Source organism: Amycolatopsis sp. TRM77291, from assembly GCF_054166285.1.
On record NZ_JBSZHF010000001.1, the window covers coordinates 5,947,098 to 5,963,411 of the forward strand.

General features: G+C 69.8%; 15 protein-coding genes. 5 read left to right on the top strand and 10 right to left on the bottom strand.

From position 1 onward, the window contains the following. Positions 1–52: 52 nt before the first annotated feature. From ACXIZN_RS27250 to ACXIZN_RS27260, 3 genes are read right to left on the bottom strand one after another with little or no spacing between them, the layout of a single operon-like run. Positions 53–1,258 carry an ABC transporter substrate-binding protein gene (locus ACXIZN_RS27250; RefSeq protein WP_257488959.1) on the bottom strand — a complete coding sequence of 402 codons (1,206 nt, stop codon included), beginning with the start codon at positions 1,256–1,258 and terminating at the stop codon, positions 53–55. A gap of 27 nt (positions 1,259–1,285) precedes the next feature. Beyond that, positions 1,286–2,380: an ABC transporter ATP-binding protein gene (locus ACXIZN_RS27255; RefSeq protein ID WP_457960604.1), complete on the bottom strand. Its 1,095-nt coding sequence runs from the start codon at positions 2,378–2,380 to the stop codon at positions 1,286–1,288. A gap of 20 nt (positions 2,381–2,400) precedes the next feature. After that, entirely contained in the window at positions 2,401–3,822 is a 1,422-nt protein-coding gene (locus ACXIZN_RS27260; protein ID WP_457957766.1) for a gamma-aminobutyraldehyde dehydrogenase, read from the bottom strand. Between the two features lie 164 nt (positions 3,823–3,986). On the opposite strand from ACXIZN_RS27260, the gene ACXIZN_RS27265 reads away from it, so the two are divergent. Together ACXIZN_RS27265 and ACXIZN_RS27270 are read left to right on the top strand one after the other, a co-directional pair. Beyond that, on the top strand, positions 3,987–4,730 hold the full coding sequence (locus ACXIZN_RS27265; protein WP_457957768.1) for a FadR/GntR family transcriptional regulator: 744 nt from the start codon (positions 3,987–3,989) through the stop codon (positions 4,728–4,730). Positions 4,731–4,762: 32 nt separating this feature from the next. Then, a complete protein-coding gene (locus ACXIZN_RS27270) occupies positions 4,763–5,497 on the top strand; it encodes a cache domain-containing protein (RefSeq protein ID WP_457957769.1) in 735 nt (244 codons plus the stop codon). Here the strand turns inward: ACXIZN_RS27270 and ACXIZN_RS27275 are convergent. Next, a complete protein-coding gene (locus ACXIZN_RS27275; protein WP_457957770.1) occupies positions 5,481–6,950 on the bottom strand; it encodes a PucR family transcriptional regulator in 1,470 nt (489 codons plus the stop codon). The genes ACXIZN_RS27270 and ACXIZN_RS27275 overlap by 17 nt on opposite strands. A 109-nt stretch (positions 6,951–7,059) precedes the next feature. On the opposite strand from ACXIZN_RS27275, the gene gabT reads away from it, so the two are divergent. Continuing rightward, positions 7,060–8,391: a 4-aminobutyrate--2-oxoglutarate transaminase gene (gene gabT, locus ACXIZN_RS27280; RefSeq protein ID WP_457957772.1), complete on the top strand. Its 1,332-nt coding sequence runs from the start codon at positions 7,060–7,062 to the stop codon at positions 8,389–8,391. After that, a complete protein-coding gene (locus ACXIZN_RS27285) occupies positions 8,388–9,818 on the top strand; it encodes an aldehyde dehydrogenase family protein (RefSeq protein ID WP_457957774.1) in 1,431 nt (476 codons plus the stop codon). Before gabT ends, ACXIZN_RS27285 begins: the two co-directional genes overlap by 4 nt. 37 nt (positions 9,819–9,855) lie before the next feature. Here ACXIZN_RS27285 and ACXIZN_RS27290 read toward each other — a convergent pair whose 3' ends face one another. Both ACXIZN_RS27290 and ACXIZN_RS27295 read right to left on the bottom strand, forming a co-directional pair. Continuing rightward, entirely contained in the window at positions 9,856–10,617 is a 762-nt protein-coding gene (locus ACXIZN_RS27290) for a helical backbone metal receptor (RefSeq protein ID WP_457957776.1), read from the bottom strand. Further along, positions 10,614–12,023, bottom strand: a complete 1,410-nt coding sequence (locus ACXIZN_RS27295; protein WP_457960605.1) for an RNB domain-containing ribonuclease — start codon at positions 12,021–12,023, stop codon at positions 10,614–10,616. Before ACXIZN_RS27295 ends, ACXIZN_RS27290 begins: the two co-directional genes overlap by 4 nt. A gap of 134 nt (positions 12,024–12,157) precedes the next feature. On the opposite strand from ACXIZN_RS27295, the gene ACXIZN_RS27300 reads away from it, so the two are divergent. After that, complete coding sequence (locus ACXIZN_RS27300; RefSeq protein ID WP_457957778.1) at positions 12,158–13,123, top strand: ATP-binding protein; 966 nt, start codon at positions 12,158–12,160, stop codon at positions 13,121–13,123. Positions 13,124–13,249: 126 nt separating this feature from the next. Here the strand turns inward: ACXIZN_RS27300 and ACXIZN_RS27305 are convergent, their stop codons facing one another. The 4 genes from ACXIZN_RS27305 to ACXIZN_RS27320 all read right to left on the bottom strand — a co-directional run bounded on the left by ACXIZN_RS27305 (position 13,250) and on the right by ACXIZN_RS27320 (position 16,314). Further along, positions 13,250–13,447 carry a hypothetical protein gene (locus tag ACXIZN_RS27305; RefSeq protein ID WP_016331585.1) on the bottom strand — a complete coding sequence of 66 codons (198 nt, stop codon included), beginning with the start codon at positions 13,445–13,447 and terminating at the stop codon, positions 13,250–13,252. A 34-nt stretch (positions 13,448–13,481) separates the two neighbouring features. Continuing rightward, on the bottom strand, positions 13,482–14,612 hold the full coding sequence (locus ACXIZN_RS27310; protein WP_457957780.1) for a hypothetical protein: 1,131 nt from the start codon (positions 14,610–14,612) through the stop codon (positions 13,482–13,484). 102 nt (positions 14,613–14,714) lie between these two features. After that, on the bottom strand, positions 14,715–15,713 hold the full coding sequence (locus tag ACXIZN_RS27315) for a C40 family peptidase (RefSeq protein WP_378445187.1): 999 nt from the start codon (positions 15,711–15,713) through the stop codon (positions 14,715–14,717). 4 nt (positions 15,714–15,717) lie between these two features. Beyond that, positions 15,718–16,314 (bottom strand): hypothetical protein, encoded by a 597-nt coding sequence (locus ACXIZN_RS27320; RefSeq protein ID WP_457957782.1) that lies wholly within the window; start codon positions 16,312–16,314, stop codon positions 15,718–15,720.

Consider the following 16,314-nt stretch of genomic DNA (forward strand, 5'->3'; position numbering starts at 1 on the left):
GGGAGCGGACGGCGTTGGGGGGCACCACCGTCCGCTCCCGGAGTTCGGGAGGTCAGCCCTTGATCTCGGTCCAGGCGCGGGTCCACTCGCCGTAGTCCTTGCACTTGACGTCGGTGCGGCCGTCGAGGCACTGCGCGATCGGCGTCGTCCAGTACTGGATCTTCGAGGCGTACGCGGCGTCACCGGCGTGGAAGGTCTCGCAGTGCGCCTTGTTCTTGGTTTCGGCGCACGCCTTGGGGTTCGACGGCGATTCACCGAAGTACTCGGCCACCTGCGCGTTGGCCTTCGGGCTGACGATGTGGTTCAGCCACTTGTAGGAGCACGTCTTGTGCGGCGACTTCGCGCCCACCATCCAGGTGTCCGACCAGCCGGTCGCGCCTTCGGACGGCAGCACGGATTCGACCGGCGCGCCTTCGCTCTTGGTCAGGTTCACCGTCACCTGCCAGGCGGTGCCGACGACGGCGTCGCCGCTCTTGAGCGCCTGGCTCTCCTTCAGGTAGTCCGACCAGTACTCCGCCACCATCGGGCGCTGCTGCTTGAGCAGGTCGACGGCGGCCTGGAACTGCTTGTCGTCCAAGGCGTACGGGTTCTTGATGCCGAGTTCGGGTTTGTGCGTCTGCAGGTACAGCGCGGCGTCGGCGATGTAGATCGGCGAGTCGTAGGCGGTGATCTTGCCCTTGTACGGGCTGTTCGCGTCGAACATGACCGACCACGACGTCGGCGCCGGGTTCACCTTGTCGGTGCGCCAGGTGAGCAGGTTCGCGCCCCAGCCGTGCGGCACGCCGTAGGACACGTTGTTCACGCTGTTCCACGGACGGTTCTTGAGGAAGTCGAAGACGTCGGCGTAGTTCGGCACGAGCGCGGTGTTCACCGGTTCGACGTCTCCGGACGCGATGAGCCGCAGCGAAGCGTCACCGGAGGCGGAGATGACGTCGTACTGCCCGGTCTTCATCAGGCTCACGGCCTCGTCGGAGGTGCCGAACGCCTTGACGTTGACCTTGCAGCCGGTCTCCTTCTCGAAACCGGTGACCCAGTCGACGGCCGGGTCGTTGGAGCCGTTCTCCGCGTAGCCGGGCCAGGCCAGCACGTTGACCTGGCCTTCCGGCTGGCCGAGCTGCGCGAGCGCGTCGAGCTTCGGCGCGGTGAAGCCCTGCCCGCCGGGCGCGGCCGCGGTCGAACTGGATCCGGAGGTTCCGCAGGCGGCCACGAGCAGGCCGGCGCCGAGCAGGCCGGCGAGCGCGAGTTTCCTGTTCTTCATTGAACAACCTTTCGGTACAGGGGAGGACTAACCGGCTTCGGGGACGCGGAAGCTGTGTTCGTGCCGCCAGCTCAGGCGGACGCGGCCGCCCTCGAAGTCCGCGGGTTCGGCGGTGTTCTGCCGGACCACGGAGAGCTGGCCGCCGGCGTCGAGGGTGACCTCGTAGCGCACGGTCGCGCCGGCGTAGACGGTGTTGGTGACGGTGCCGGTGGCGCTGGTTTCGCCGACCTCGGCGGTTTTCGAGAGATCGGCGTCGATGCGGATCTTTTCGGGGCGGATGCTGAACACACCGGGTTTGCCGATGATGTTTTCGGCGCCGCCGCCGCTGAGCAGGTTCGAGGTGCCGACGAAACCGGCGACGAACGCCGACGCGGGCCGTTCGTAGACCTCGACCGGTGAGCCGACCTGTTCGATCCGGCCGGCGTTGAACACCGCGATGCGGTCGCTCATCGTCAGCGCCTCGTCCTGGTCGTGGGTGACGAAGATGAAGGTGATGCCGACGTCGCGCTGGATCTGTTTCAGCTCGGTCTGCATGGTGTGGCGCAGTTTCAGGTCGAGGGCGCCGAGTGGTTCGTCGAGCAGGAGCACCTTCGGCCGGTTGACCAGTGCCCTGGCGAGCGCGACCCGTTGCCGCTGGCCGCCGGAGAGCTGGTCGGGTTTGCGCTCGCCGAACTCGCCGAGCCGGACGGTGTCGAGGGCGTCCTTCGCGCGTTGACGGCGCTCCGCGCGGGGGACCCGCTTCACCCGGAGGCCGTACTCGACGTTCTGCTGCACGGTCATGTGCGGGAAGAGCGCGTAGTCCTGGAAGACGGTGTTGACGTCGCGGTCGAAGGGCGCGAGACGGCTGACGTCGCGGCCGTGCAGTTCGATCGTGCCCGCCGTCGGGAGCTCGAAGCCGGCGATCATGCGGAGGACCGTCGTCTTGCCCGAACCGGACGGGCCGAGCATCGAGAAGAACTCGCCGGGCGGGATGTCGAGGTCGACGCCGTCGACCGCGTGGACCTGGCCGAACTCCTTGCGCAACCCCCGCAGGCGGATGGCCGGAATGTCGCCTCCACCTGCGGAAGTGATAGCAAAGGTCCCTTGCTCCCCCGCGGCGGTCGCGGGCGCTTGATGCGGCATGGCGTGCCTTTCGGTGGTCGTCACAGCGCACTCATCACGTGCTTGACGCGGGTGTAGTCCTCGAGGCCGTACAGCGAGAGGTCCTTGCCATAGCCGGACTTCTTGAAGCCGCCGTGCGGCATCTCGGCGACCAGCGGGATATGCGTGTTGATCCACACGCAGCCGAAGTCGAGCTTTCGGGCCAGGCGCATCGCCCGCTGGTGGTCGGTGGTCCACACCGACGACGCGAGCGCGTACTCGACGCCGTTGGCCGCGGCGAGCGCTTCGGCCTCGGTCTCGAAGCGCTGCACGGTGATGACCGGGCCGAAGATCTCCGTCTGGCTGATCTCGTCGTCCTGCCGGACGCCGGAGATCACCGTCGGTTCATAGAAGTACCCCTCGTCGCCCTGCCGCTTCCCTCCACAGTGGACTATCGCGTGCTCGGGCAGCCGGTCGACGAACCCGGCGACCCGTTCGAGTTGCGCGGCGTTGTTGAGGGGGCCGTAGGTGACCGACGTGTCGTCGGGCTTGCCGGTGGAGGTCGCCCGCGCCTGCCGGGTGAGGGCGGCGACGAAGGTGTCGTGGACTTCGTCGGCGACAAGGACCCGCGTAGCCGCCGTACAGTCCTGGCCCGCGTTGAAGTACCCGGCGGCGGCGATGCCCTCAGCGGCCGCTTCGATGTCGGCGTCCGCGAAGACCAGTACGGGCGCTTTACCGCCGAGCTCCAGGTGTACGCGCTTCACGTCCTTCGCGGCCGACGCGGCGACCTCGATCCCAGCGCGCACGGAGCCGGTGATGGACACCATCGCGGGGATCTCGTGCTCGACGAGCGCGCGCCCGGTGTCGCGGTCGCCGCAGATCACGTTGAGCACGCCTGGCGGCAGGAATTCGGCGCAGATCTCGGCGAAGAGCAGGGTCGACGCGGGCGTCGTGTCGGCCGGTTTGAGCACCACGGTGTTCCCCGCGGCGAGGGCGGGCGCGATCTTCCAGACCGCCATGAGGAGCGGATAGTTCCACGGCGTAACCTGCGCGCACACGCCGATCGGTTCTCGGCGGACGAAAGAGGTATGCCCTTCCATGTACTCGCCCGCCGACCGTCCTTCGAGGACACGCGCGGCCCCCGCGAAGAACCGCAACTGGTCGACCATCGCCGGCAGTTCTTCGGCCGCGGTGAGCGCGACCGGCTTGCCGGTGTCCGCCGATTCGACGAGCACGATCTCTTCCGCGCGGGCTTCGACGGCGTCCGCGATCTTCAGCAGCGCGAGCTGGCGCTGCGCGGGCGTGGTGTCGCGCCAGGTTTCGAAGGCGGCGGCCGCGACCTGGAGCGCGCGGTCGACGTCTTCGGGGCCGGCGACGGCGGCGGTGCGGTACGGGCGGCCGGTGACGGGATCGACGACGTCGGCGACCTGGCCCGACGCGGATCCGATGTACTCACCGCCGATGAAGTGCTTCAACTGCTGCACGAGAGCTCCTGGCTACTGGGCCTGGGGGCGTGAGGCGATAGCAAAGGTCCCTTGCTCCCTTTTGGGGCGGCGAGGGAGCTAAAACATATAAGTCCAGATGTTAAATGACAAGACGATGGGGCAAGATTGCCTCCATCGGGTAGCGGTACGGGCGAAGGGCCACCATGCGTAAGGGGATGTCGCACAGCGCGCGATCAGCGATGTTCGCTCCGCTCGACCAGATCGGCCGGGCGGAAGCGGTCACCGCGCGGCTGGTCGACGCCATCACTCTCGGGCTGCTGGCCGACTCGGAGCAGCTGCCGAGCGAAGCCGAGCTGGCCGCCCAGTTCGGCGTCTCCACCGTGACGGTGCGCGAAGCGCTCGTGGCCTTGCGACAGCAGGGCCTTGTCGAGACGCGACGCGGCCGAGGCGGCGGAAGCTTCGTGAAGACGCCTGCCAACCCTTCGGCCGCTTCGTGGCGAGAGCGCCTTCGCACGGTTTCGCTGTCCGAGCTTCGCGACGTCGGCGATCACTACCTCGCCATCGCGGGCGCCGCGGCCAAGCTCGCCGCCGAGCGGAGTTCGCCCGAGGACGTCGAGCGGCTCGAACTGGCGACCGAGGACATTCGCACGGCCACCGGCGCGGAGGCGTCGCGCGCCGAGCGCCAGTTCCATCTCGAAGTCGCCGCGGCGGCCCAATCGCCACGGCTGACCAGGGAAGAAGTGCAGTTGCAGAGCGAACGAGGCGGTTTGCTGTGGTTGCCGCTCGAGCCGCACGGCACCCGCGAGAACGCCTACGCCGAACACCGCGCGATCGCCGCCGCCATCGCGCAGGGAGACGGCGAGCTGGCCAGGAAGCTCACAGAGGAGCACATCCTCGAAGCGATAGACCGGCTGGCGGACGTGCATTTAGACCTTCTGGCCCCTTAAGCTGCGGCATCCGCGCATCCGAGGTGAGCATCGTGAACGACACACCGTCCGCCGGTTCCGAGGTCGTGGAACAGGTATCCGCCCTGGTCGAGGACGTCTTCGGCCGGCTGAAGCCGCTACTGGCCGGCGCCGAGGGGCTCCTGGCCGCCTCCACCGATGCCACCGCCGAAGACCTGACCCGCCTCCGGCCGCAGGTCTTCGACGTCCTCGGCGGCCTGGTCGTCGGCGCCGGATTCATCAGCGCGCCGAACGCGCTGGCCGATCAGGAATTCGGCTTCGAATGGTGGACCGAGACCGGGGACGCCGAGCCGGCGCAACTGGTCATCAGCCTCGATCCGGGCAGCGAGAACTTCCTGGACTACACCAGGCAATCGTGGTTCACCGTCCCGCGTGACACCGGCCGCCGCCATATCAACGGCCCGTACGTCGACTACCTCTGCACCGACGAGTACACGCTGACCTTCACCGTCCCGGTCCAGCGCGACGGAGAGTTCGCGGGGGTCGTCGGCGCGGACATCTACGTGCGCGAGGTCGAGCGCCTGCTGCAGCTGAAACTGCGCGCGCTCGGCGGCCGCGCGGCACTGGTCAACGCGCAGGGCCGCGTGATCGTGTCGAACAACGCGCGCCAGGCGACCGGATCGCTGGTCCGCGACGTCGACGTCCCGGCGTGGTGGTCCGCCGGTGCGGAGCCGGTCACGACGGAGACCGGCACGCACCTGCGACGCTGCGGAGACTCGCCGATCGCCCTGGTCAGGTCCGAGCGCTGACCTGCAACGCGAGCCAGAATTCGGCGCGCACCCCGGGGGAATCGAGATCACGGCCGGTCAGTTCGGCGACCTTGCGCATGCGGTTGCGCAAGGTGTGCCGGTGGACGCCGAGCCGCGCGGACGCCAGATCCCAGTGACCGTGGTGTTCGAGCCAGCAGGTCAGCGACGCGACGAGCTCGCCACGGCCGGTCTCGTCATGGTGCCGCAGCGGAGCCAGCAGGCTGTCCGAAAATGCTTGTGCCGCTTGGGAATCGACCATCTCCAGGAAGCCGCGCCTGGCGTGCTCGGCGAACCGGACCAATGGCGAACGCTCGGCCTTCGCCGCTTCCGCCGCCTGTTTCGCCTGCCGGAGCCCCGCCGGGAAGTCCACTGTGGACACCGGATCGGACAGCCCGGCGTGCAGCCCGCCGATCCGGGAAGCCTGCCGGGCGACGGTCTCCACGTCGCCGAGCGCGATCACGAACGTTCCGGACTCGCCGAAGAACACCTTGTCTCCGGAAGTCTCGGCGTCGAGCGCGTCGGCGAGCGAGCGGCGCGCACCCGCGGGGCCTGCGACGGCCAGCACGGACCACGGCGCTTCCGGGACAACGCCCCAGAGTGACTTCATCGTGCGCGTGGCGAGTTCGGCCTGCCCCGCGGCGAGCAGGTCGCACAGTCCCGACCGCAACCGCCGCAAGGCTCCGCTGTGCTCACGGTTCTGCTCCAGGGCAAGGGAAAGCAGCGACACCGCGGTATTGACGATGTGCTGCCCCGCGGCGTCGAGCGGCTCACGGGTGCCGACGGCGAGCACGCCACGCGCCCGAGTGTCGAGCGTCTGCAGGACGACCTCGTACTCCCCCGCCACCGTCACCAGCGTGCCCGCGCGCAGCCGCGCGAAGTCGTTCTGGAGTTCGTCGGCGAAGGGCCGCGCAGAGGGCGAAGCCTCGGTGACCGCACCGGACGAGTCGAGCAGGAGCGCCCAGCCGTCGACCAGCTTCGCGAGTTTGCGCACCACGCCGCCGGGGCCGCCCTTGCCGACGGCGGTCCTGGTCAGTTCCTGCTGTCCCTTGCCGGTGCGCACGAGCGAGGCGTATTCGTCGGCGGCGACCGCGCGGGACACCGCCCGCGTGATCGCGATGAACGGCGTCTTCCTCGGCACTTCGAGCACCGGAAGCCCGACCTCTTCCGCGGTGTCCACAAGCGACTGAGGAATGCTCTCGTGGCTGAGCCCGACCCCGAAGCCGAGACCCGCCACGCCAGCGTCGACGAGCCGCCGGATGTATTCGGGCGAGGTGGTCTCGTCGAGGGCGAGGCCGGTGGTCAGCAGCAGTTCGCCGCCTTCGAGGAAGGCCTGCGGATCGGTCAGTTCGGTGGGGTGCACCCAGCCGATCGCGCGGCCGAGCCCCGCCTCGGCCGCGCGCACCCGCAGGCCGAGTGGACGTTCAGCCACGAGAGCGGCGAGGGTCAGTGCCATGTTGTCCAACTCTACGCCTCGATATCGACAAGATGTCGAGCTGACGCGGGCCGGGCGGGCTCCCATTCTGGAGGGCGACCCCGTCCCTCGCGTCCGCAGGAGTCTGGCCGTGACCGTCACCACCGAAACCCAGCGCAGGCTGCGCACCGAGATCCCCGGCCCCGCCTCGCGCGCCCTGCAGGAGCGACGCGCCGCCGTCGTCGCCGCGGGCGTGAGTTCGGTGCTGCCGGTCTACGTCACCTCGGCCGAAGGCGGCCTGCTCACCGACGCCGACGGCAACGTCCTGATCGACTTCGGTTCCGGCATCGCGGTGACCAACGTCGGCCACGCCGCCCCCGCCGTCGTGGACCGCGTCCGTGAGCAGGTGGGCCGGTTCACGCATACGTGTTTCATGGTCACGCCGTACGAGGGATACGTCGAGGTGTGCGAAGCACTCGACAAGCTGACGCCGGGCACCCACGAGAAGCGTTCGGTGCTGTTCAACTCCGGCGCCGAAGCCGTCGAGAACGCGGTGAAGATCGCCCGCGCCGCGACCGGCCGCCAGGCGGTCGTCGTGTTCGACCACGCCTACCACGGCCGCACCAACCTGACGATGGCGCTGACCGCGAAGTCCATTCCCTACAAGCACGGTTTCGGCCCGTTCGCGCCCGAGGTCTACCGCGTACCCGGCTCGTACCCGTACCGCGACGGCATGTCCGGCCCCGAGGCGGCGCGGATCGCCATCGACCGCATCGAGAAGCAGATCGGCGGCGACCAGGTCGCGGCCATCGTGCTGGAGCCGGTGCAGGGTGAGGGCGGCTTCATCGAGCCCGCTGCCGGTTTCCTGCCCGCGCTTTCCCGCTGGTGCACCGAAAACGGCGTCGTGTTCGTCGCCGACGAGGTGCAGACCGGCTTCTGCCGCACCGGTGAGTGGTTCGCGTCCACGCACGAGGATGTCGTGCCCGACCTGATCGCCACCGCCAAGGGCATCGCGGGCGGCCTGCCGCTCGCCGCCGTCACCGGCCGCGCGGAACTGCTCGACGCCGTCCCGCCGGGCGGGCTCGGCGGCACCTACGGCGGCAACCCGATCGCGTGCGCCGCGGCCCTCGGCTCGATCGAGGTCATGCGCCAGGAGAACCTCGCGGCGTCGGCGAAGCGCATCGAGAACGCGGTGCTGCCGCGTCTGCGGGCGCTGGCCGAGGAGACCGGCGTGATCGGCGACGTCCGCGGCCGCGGCGCGATGCTGGCCGCCGAGTTCGTCAAGCCGGGCACCACCGAACCCGACGCCGACCTGACCAAGCGGGTCGCGCAGGCCTGCCACCAGGCGGGTGTCGTCGTCCTCACCTGCGGCACCTACGGCAACGTCGTCCGCCTGCTGCCGCCACTGTCCCTGTCCGCCGAACTGCTCGAAGAGGGCCTGTCGGTCCTGGAGCACGCTGTCCGTACGGAGGCCTCCAAGTGACCACCTTCCCCTTCTGGGTAGCCGGAAAGCCGGTCACCAGCGACGAGACCGTCGTCGTCCGTCACTCCTTCGACGGAAGCGAGGCGGGCTCACACCACGTTCCGTCCACTTCGGACATCGAGACCGCCGTGCAGGCGGCGCACGACGTCCAAGACGAGTTCGCGACGCTGCCCGCGCACGTCCGGGCGGGCGCGTTGGACCACGTGTCCCGAGTTTTGGGTGAGCGGTCCGAAGAGCTCGCGCAGCTGATCACCGCCGAGTCGGGCAAGCCGCTGAAGTGGGCGCGCGGCGAGGTCGGGCGCGCGGCGTCGACGTTCCGCTGGGCCGCTGAAGAGGCCCGCCGGTTCTCCGGTGACCTGCAGCGCCTCGACACCGACCCGGGCGGCACCGGGCGGCTCGCGCTGGTCCGCCGCGTGCCGAAGGGCCCGGTGCTGGGCATCACGCCGTTCAACTTCCCGCTGAACCTGGTGGCGCACAAGGTCGCGCCGGCGATCGCGGTGGGCGCGCCGATCGTGCTCAAGCCCGCGCCCGCGACGCCGCTGACCGCGCTGCTGCTCGGCGAGATCCTCGCCGAGACCGATCTGCCCGCCGGAAGCTGGTCGATCCTCCCGGTGAGCAACGAGGAATCGGCCAGGCTGGTTGCCGATCCGCGGCTGCCGGTCGTGTCGTTCACCGGTTCCGTTCCGGTGGGCTGGGGCATCCGGGACAGCGTGCCGCGCAAGCACGTCGCGCTCGAACTCGGCGGCAACGCGGCGGTGCTCGTCTGTCCTGATTGGACGGATCTGGACTTCGCGGCGCAGCGGATCGCGACGTTCGCGATGTACCAGGCCGGCCAGTCGTGCATTTCGGTGCAGCGCGTCTACGCGCACGCCGACGTCTACGACGAGCTTCGGGCGAAGGTGCTGGAGCAGGTGCGCGCGCTCGGGACCGGCAATCCGCGGACGGACGGCGTCGACGTCGGCCCGCTGATCAACACCGACGCCGCCTCCCGGGTGGAATCGTGGATCACGGCGGCCGTCGAAGCGGGCGGCGAACTGCTGACCGGCGGAAAGCGCGACGGCGCGACCGTCGAGCCGACGGTGCTCGCGAACGTCCCGGAGGACGCGTCGGTGATGGCCGACGAGGTCTTCGGGCCGGTCGTCTCGATCACGCGCGTGGACTCGGTGGAGGACGGGGTGCGCCGGATCAACGACTCGCGCTTCGGCCTTCAGGCGGGCGTGTTCACGCGCGACCTGCCGACGGCGTTCGACGTGTCCGCGAAACTGCGTGTCGGCGGCGTGCTCGTCGGCGACGTGCCGAGCTTCCGGGCCGACCAGATGCCCTACGGCGGCGTGAAGGACTCCGGCGTCGGCCGCGAGGGCCCCGCGTCGGCGATGGCGGACTTCACCGAGGAACGCGTCACCGTCCTGACCGGTCTCACCCTCTGACGACCGCATTTAGTCCTCTGGATGCGCTCTACCGCATTCAGAGGACTAAATGCGTGAGGTGGGAGTGCGCTTCAACGAGCGAAGGGCCGTACCAGGTCAGGTAGCGCCCGGAGACCAAGACGTGCTTCGCGCCGGGGAACGCTTCAGGACCGTCGTCCGCGGTGAACTCGTAAGGCTCGTCGGGCAGCACCAGTAGGTTCGCGTCTCCGGCCGCGAAGCGCGCTTGGAGCTCGTCGAGTTTCGGACGTGGGTAGCGCTCTTCGTGGTCCGCGTAGACGTTGCCGATCCCGACGCGATGCAGGACGTCGCCGCCGAAGGTGTCCCTGCCGAGCACGATCCACGGCTTCCGCCAGACCGGCACGACCGCGCGGAACCGCTCCGGCAGCGTCTCCCGCCAGATCTCCTCCGCCTCGACCAGCCAATCCGGTTCGGCGAGGTCGTAGGCTTGGGTCAGGATCCGCCGGATCGACGCGAGCGCGCCGGGCACGGTCGCCGACGCCTCCATCACCCAGACCGGGATCCCGTTGGCACGTAAGCGTTCGACGTCCTCCGGCCGGTTCTCCTCGGAGTTGGCCAGCACCAGATCCGGCTCGAGTTCCAGCACCTTGTCCACGTTCGGGTACTTCGAGCCACCCACCCTCGGGACGTCCAGCTCCACCGGATGGGTGCAGTAGTCCGTGGCGCCCGCGAGCCTTCCCGGCGCGCTCACCTCGACGGCCTCGGTCAGCGACGGCACGAGCGACACCACCCGCGACGCCGGTTCGCGCAGTGGGACGACTTCGCCGAGATCGTCGATCATGCGCGCTCGAAGGACAGTTTCCGCTTGTCGACGTCCACCGCCGTGAGCCGGACGCGGATCCGCTCGCCTTCCGGCGGCTTCTCGCCCGCGCATTTGCCCATCACCGGCGGATTTTCGATCAGGATCTCCGATTTGGCGTCGTCGGCCCGCAGCACGATCGCGTCGAACTCCTCGCCGATGTGCTCGGCCATGACCCAGGCCTCGACCTGGTCGATGCAGGCGCGTTCGACCTTCGCGGCCAGCGTATCGGACGCGGTCATCTGCTCCGGCACCTCCGCGAGCGCCGCGCGGACCCACTCGGGCACTTCGCGGCCCGCGCTCACGGCGAGACAGATCTCGGTGGCGAACCGGTCGACCAGCCGCCGGATCGGCGCGGTGACGTGGGCATACGCGCCGCCGATCCCGGCGTGTGTGGTCAACGCGGGCAGTTCGCCGTCGAACGCGGTGTACCCGGCGCCGCGCAGAAGCCTGGTGGTGTCGGCGAAAAGCGCCATGGACGCGGGCTGACCGGGGTCGAGCGCGGCCAGGAACTCCGACACGCTCTTGCCCTCGGGCCAGTCGATGTTCAGCGCCTGCGCGGACCGGCGCAGCCATTCGACCGCTTCGGCGTCGGGCTGGGGCAGCGTGCGCAGGACCCCGACCCCGGCGCCGATCATGATCTTGGCCGCGGCCATGCCGGTGAGCAGCGAGATCTCGGCGTTCCAGGCGTCGACGTCGTTGCGCGGCCGCTGGATCAGCGCCCAGCCACCGTCGGGATCGCCGCTGATCTCCTGCTCCGGCAGCTGCAGCTCCACCGCTCCGCGCCGGATCGCGAGCTCGCGGCGCAGACGGCCCAGCTCCGGCAGCGCGGCGACCGAGGGATGCGGGTCGCCCGCGTCGATAGCCGCCTGGACGGTCTCGTAGTCGAACTGTTCGGTGGACCGGACCAGCGCGCGGCGGACGTTGGTCGCCGTGGGCTCGCCGTTCGCGTCGACGTCGATGGTCCACAGGACGGCAGGCCGGGTCTCCCCCGGCAGCAGGCTCGCCGCGCCCTCGGACAACACCGGCGGATGAAGCGGGACGTTCCCGTCGGGCAGGTAGAGCGTCTGCCCGCGGCGGCGCGCCTCCTTGTCGAGCGCGCCACCCGGCGGGATGAACGCGGCCAGATCGGCGATCGCGTAGTGGACCCGGAACCCGCCGCCCTCGGCGCGTTCGACCAGCACCGCCTGGTCGAGGTCCTTGGCGCCGGGCGGATCGATGGTGACGAAAGGCAGACCGGTGGCGTCCTCGCGCTCCCCCGCCGACTCGAGGGGATCGACGACCGCCGCCTCCGCCTCGGCGAGCACGTCGGGCCCGAACGACTCCGGCAGCGAGAACTCGGCCCGAAGGTGACCGAAGTCCCCTCCTGCCGCGTGTGTCCTGATCACGAGTGGAGGCACCACCCAACCCTATCCCGATCCGGCGCCGTTGATCGCCCGTTCGGGTGCGGGCCGGTCGGGTGTACGTTACAGGCCGAAATGAAAACCGATACCCTTTTCAAAACGACAGGAAGGGCCGTGGCGTGAAGATCGCGTTCGTCGGGAAGGGCGGCAGCGGGAAGACCACGCTGGCGTCGCTGTTCACCGCGTACCTGGCCGGCGGCGGGAAACCGGTTCTGGCGATCGACGCGGACATCAACCAGCACCTCGCCGTCGCGCTCGGCGCGAGTGAGGAAGAGGCCATCGCGTGGCCGACGCTGGGCGACAACATGGGCCTGATCAAGGAGTACCTGCGCGGCGACAACCCGCGGATCGCGGACGCCGCCTCGATGATCAAGACGACGCCGCCGGGGCGTGGGTCGCGGCTGGTCCGGCCGTTCGAGGACAACCCGATCTTCGAGGCTTGCTTCCGCGAGTTCGGCGGTGTGCGGCTCGGCGTCACCGGGCAGTTCGACGAGGACGATCTGGGCGTCGCCTGCTACCACTCGAAGGTCGGAGCGGCGGAGCTGCTGCTGAACCACATGATCGACGACGCGGGCGAATACGTGGTCATGGACATGACCGCCGGCGCCGACGCGTTCGCGTCCGGGCTGTTCACGCGGTTCGACGTGACGTTCCTGGTGTGCGAGCCGACCGTGCGCAGCGTCGGCGTGTACCGGCAGTACGCCGACTACGCGCGCGACTTCGGGGTGCGGCTGGTCGTCGTGGGCAACAAGGTCACCGAGGACGAGGACATCGAGTTCCTGCGCGAAGAGGTCGGCGACGCCCTGCTGGGCTGGATGGAGAACTCGCGGCACGTCCGCGCCGCCGAACGCGGCCGCGCGCGGCCGATCGGCGAACTCGAGGCGCACAACCTCGCGACGCTGGGCTCGATGCTCGCGACCGTCGACGGCGAGCAGCGCGACTGGGCGCGCTACCAGCGGCAGGGCGTCGAGTTCCACCTCCGCAACGCGCGGGCGTGGGGCAGCGGGCGGGCCGGGGAAGACCTCACCGCGCAGGTGGACCCGGAGTTCGTGCTCGGGCCGGCGCTGGCCCGGCAGGACGCCTGAGCTTCGACGGCTCCGGTGGACGTGATCGGCGTGTCCTGAAGGGCACCTTGGGGACGTTGATCGTCTCGAAGGTGCCCTTCAGGACCTCGCTTCCTGCCAGGATCGGGCGTGCGGGTTGCGAGAGGGTCAGTCGCCGTTCCACTTGGCGTCTTCGGCGTCGGCCTGCCTCGTGCGTTCCTTGGCGATCTCCAGGGCGCGCCGGGCCGTCGCCTCGTCCGGATACGGGCCCAGGAGGTCGATGCTCCGGCCACGTTCCAGGTGCTCGACCTGGTTCGTCTTGGTGTTGAAGTACCAGCCCTGATCCGGGTTCGGGTCGCTCGACATAGGTCAAGCCTGACATCACCCGGACGTCCTGTCATCACTTGCGATAGCGGTAGGGGATCTCCGTGGGATCGCCGGTCGGGCCGAACTCACCGCCCTCGGGCGGGTCGACCTTCGAGCTTTCCGGCACGTTCTCGCCGAGTTCGTCGAACCAGCCCCGGTGCATCTGGACGCCGCGCGGCGGGGTCGCCGGTTCGGGCGCCACGGGGATTCCCGGCGGAGGCGACACCGGCTGCGTCAACGGAGGAGCCGGGGGCATCGCGGACGACGGCGGCGTCACGGGCGGCTCCGGCTCGGCTTGCGAGGGCGCGGCGGCGGACGGGGCTTCCGGAGTGGCAGGAGGCGCGCTCACCGGCGGCGGCGTGTGGTTTCCGGGCGGCGGCTGTGTCCGGGTGGGCTGAGGTAACGGCGGTTGGGCCGACGGCGCCTGAGGCGCGGGTGCTTGGAGCACGGCAGGCTGCTGGGCCGGTGCTTGAGGCGCAGGTGCTTGAGGCGCGGGAGCCTGCGGAGCCGGTGCCTGCGGCGCGGGCGCTCCCTGATTGCCTGGCAACGGCGGCGTGGGCGGCCCCGGAGGCGGCGCGACCGTACGCCACACCGGCGCGGGCCCGATGTTCATCGGAGCCGGAGCGCGAGGCGGCTGCCCGGTCGCGGGCGGCGCGGCCTGCGAAGGCGGCGGGGGCGCCTGACGCTGCGCAGGCTTCGGAATCGGGTCGAGGCACGAGACGAGCACCGTCGTGTTCGCGGGATCCTCGACCTTCCGGCCGCTGCGCTCGCGGTAGATCATCTCGCCTTCGGTGTCCATCTCGACCAGGTAGCCGGCCTCCGCCAGCTGCTCCTCGTCGAGATCGACGAGCTTTTCGTAGCGCGACGGGACCACCCGGTAGATCGGCCAGGCGAGCCGGGCGTTCTCCTGGTGGAACTGGGCCAGCAGGGCGGCCATCTGCTGCTGCCAGGGCAGCGACATCCCCTCGGCCAGCGAACGCGGCAACACGACGTAGCCGGGATCGACACCCGGCCAGCCCTGGTTCAGCTGGTCGGCCAGCGGCGTGCTCGACGCCGGCCGCGCCGCCTGCCGTGCGGGCTGGGCTGTACCGAAAAGATCGCGAGGATCGACCTCCGGGCCGCCTCCCGCCGCGGGCTTGCCTCGCCTTCCGAATTTCCGTGCCACGTTCTTCATCCTCTGCCAGTGTGCGGCCGCGTGCCGGTGGACAGGCCGCCACTTCGGGTGAATCCGATGGTCCCGCGATCGCGATACCACGCGCTCACCATGCTAAACGCCAGGACGGACCGCCTGCGCGACCACTTCGGCCTCGTCGAAGGAGAAGTCGCGGATGTGCACCGGCACGCCGGTCTGCTGCGCTTCGACGATCTTGCCGTCGCCCAGGTACATCATCACGTGGTGGATGGTCGCCGGGTTCGACGGCACGGTGGCGAGGAACAGCAGGTCACCCGGCTGCGCCTGCCGCACCGGCAGCATCGCGCCCGCCTTGTACTGGTCGCGGGAAACCCGCGGCAGGATGATCCCGGCCGACTCGTAGGCCCGCAGCATCAGCCCGGAACAGTCGTAGCTGTTCGGGCCGGTGGCGCCCCAGACGTACGGCTTCCCCTGCTCGGCGAGCGCGAACTTGATGGCCTGCGCGGCCGCCTGGCTCGGCGGTACGACGCTGCCGACGCTCGTGCCGCAGCCGACGACGTCGACGATCTGGCCCTCGTTCTGCACGAGGAGGGCGGCCATCGGCTCCCAGTTGTGGTACCGGTCGGGGAAACCGGAGCGCTCGACGCGCTGCGCGGCGTCGCCGGGCCGCATGTTCTCCCAGTCCGGCACCGCGAGCAGCACGTCGTAGAACTTGTTGACCTGGTACGGCGGGTCGGTGACCTGGGCGACGGTGCCCCAGCCCATCGACGGCCGCATCTGGAAGATGCCGAGCGAGTCGCGGTCGCCGTAGGTCAGGTTCCGCAGCTTGGACTCGGTCATCCCGGCCTGGATCGCCACCTGCCACGCGCGCGGGGACAGCGACCGCTGCTTGCCGATCGAGATGATCAGCGCGACGATCCCCTTCTGCTCTTCGTCCAGCTTGTTGATGTCCGAAGAGCCGCGATCGGTCTGCCCCGGCAGGGTCGGCCCGATCGACGCGTCGCAGGAGGTCTTGACGACCCCGCCCGACTGCGCCTCCACATGGTCGGTCACCACCTTGGTGACCGTGCTCGTGGTGACCACCGCGGCGAAGACCGCGGCGATCAGCACGCCGACGATGAGCCCGATCTTCATCGGGTCAGCCCGCTTGGGTGAACTTGGTGACCCGCCATCCCGGGTTCGTCTTGACGACGGTGACCCGGACCTTGGGCCCGTCCGTCGGGACGTCGACCTCCATCGAACCGGCGAGCGAGGAGACCACCTGCGGCTCCCCGGCCACCCTGGTCGCCTTGATGTTCGCGGGGTCCACCGTCGTCAGTTCCCCGGCGAGGTACTCCTCGGTGGTGTACGGCTTCAAGCCGCTCAGCCATTGCTCGGTCGTCGTTCCGTCGGGATGGTTCGCCCATGCCGTCACCCAATTCTTGGCGACCCGGATACCGTCCTGGTCGGGTGGCGCGGAAGACGGCGGAGGCTGGCTGGTGAGCCTCGGCGGCAACGTCGACGTCACGGTCACCGGCGCCGCGACGCCGGGGCGTGAGGTGGCTGTCGCCGAGGAACCCGGCCTGTTGGCCGTCTGTCCCGGTTTTCCGATGGCCTTCGGCAGGAGGATGCCCAGCGCGGTGAGCAGCACCGCGAGGATCACCAGCGTGCCGACGAGGTGGCGGGGCGAGCGCAACGGCCAGCCCCACAGTCTGCGGTAGACCGCGGTACGCCCGCGGTTGGTCCGGATCGGCAT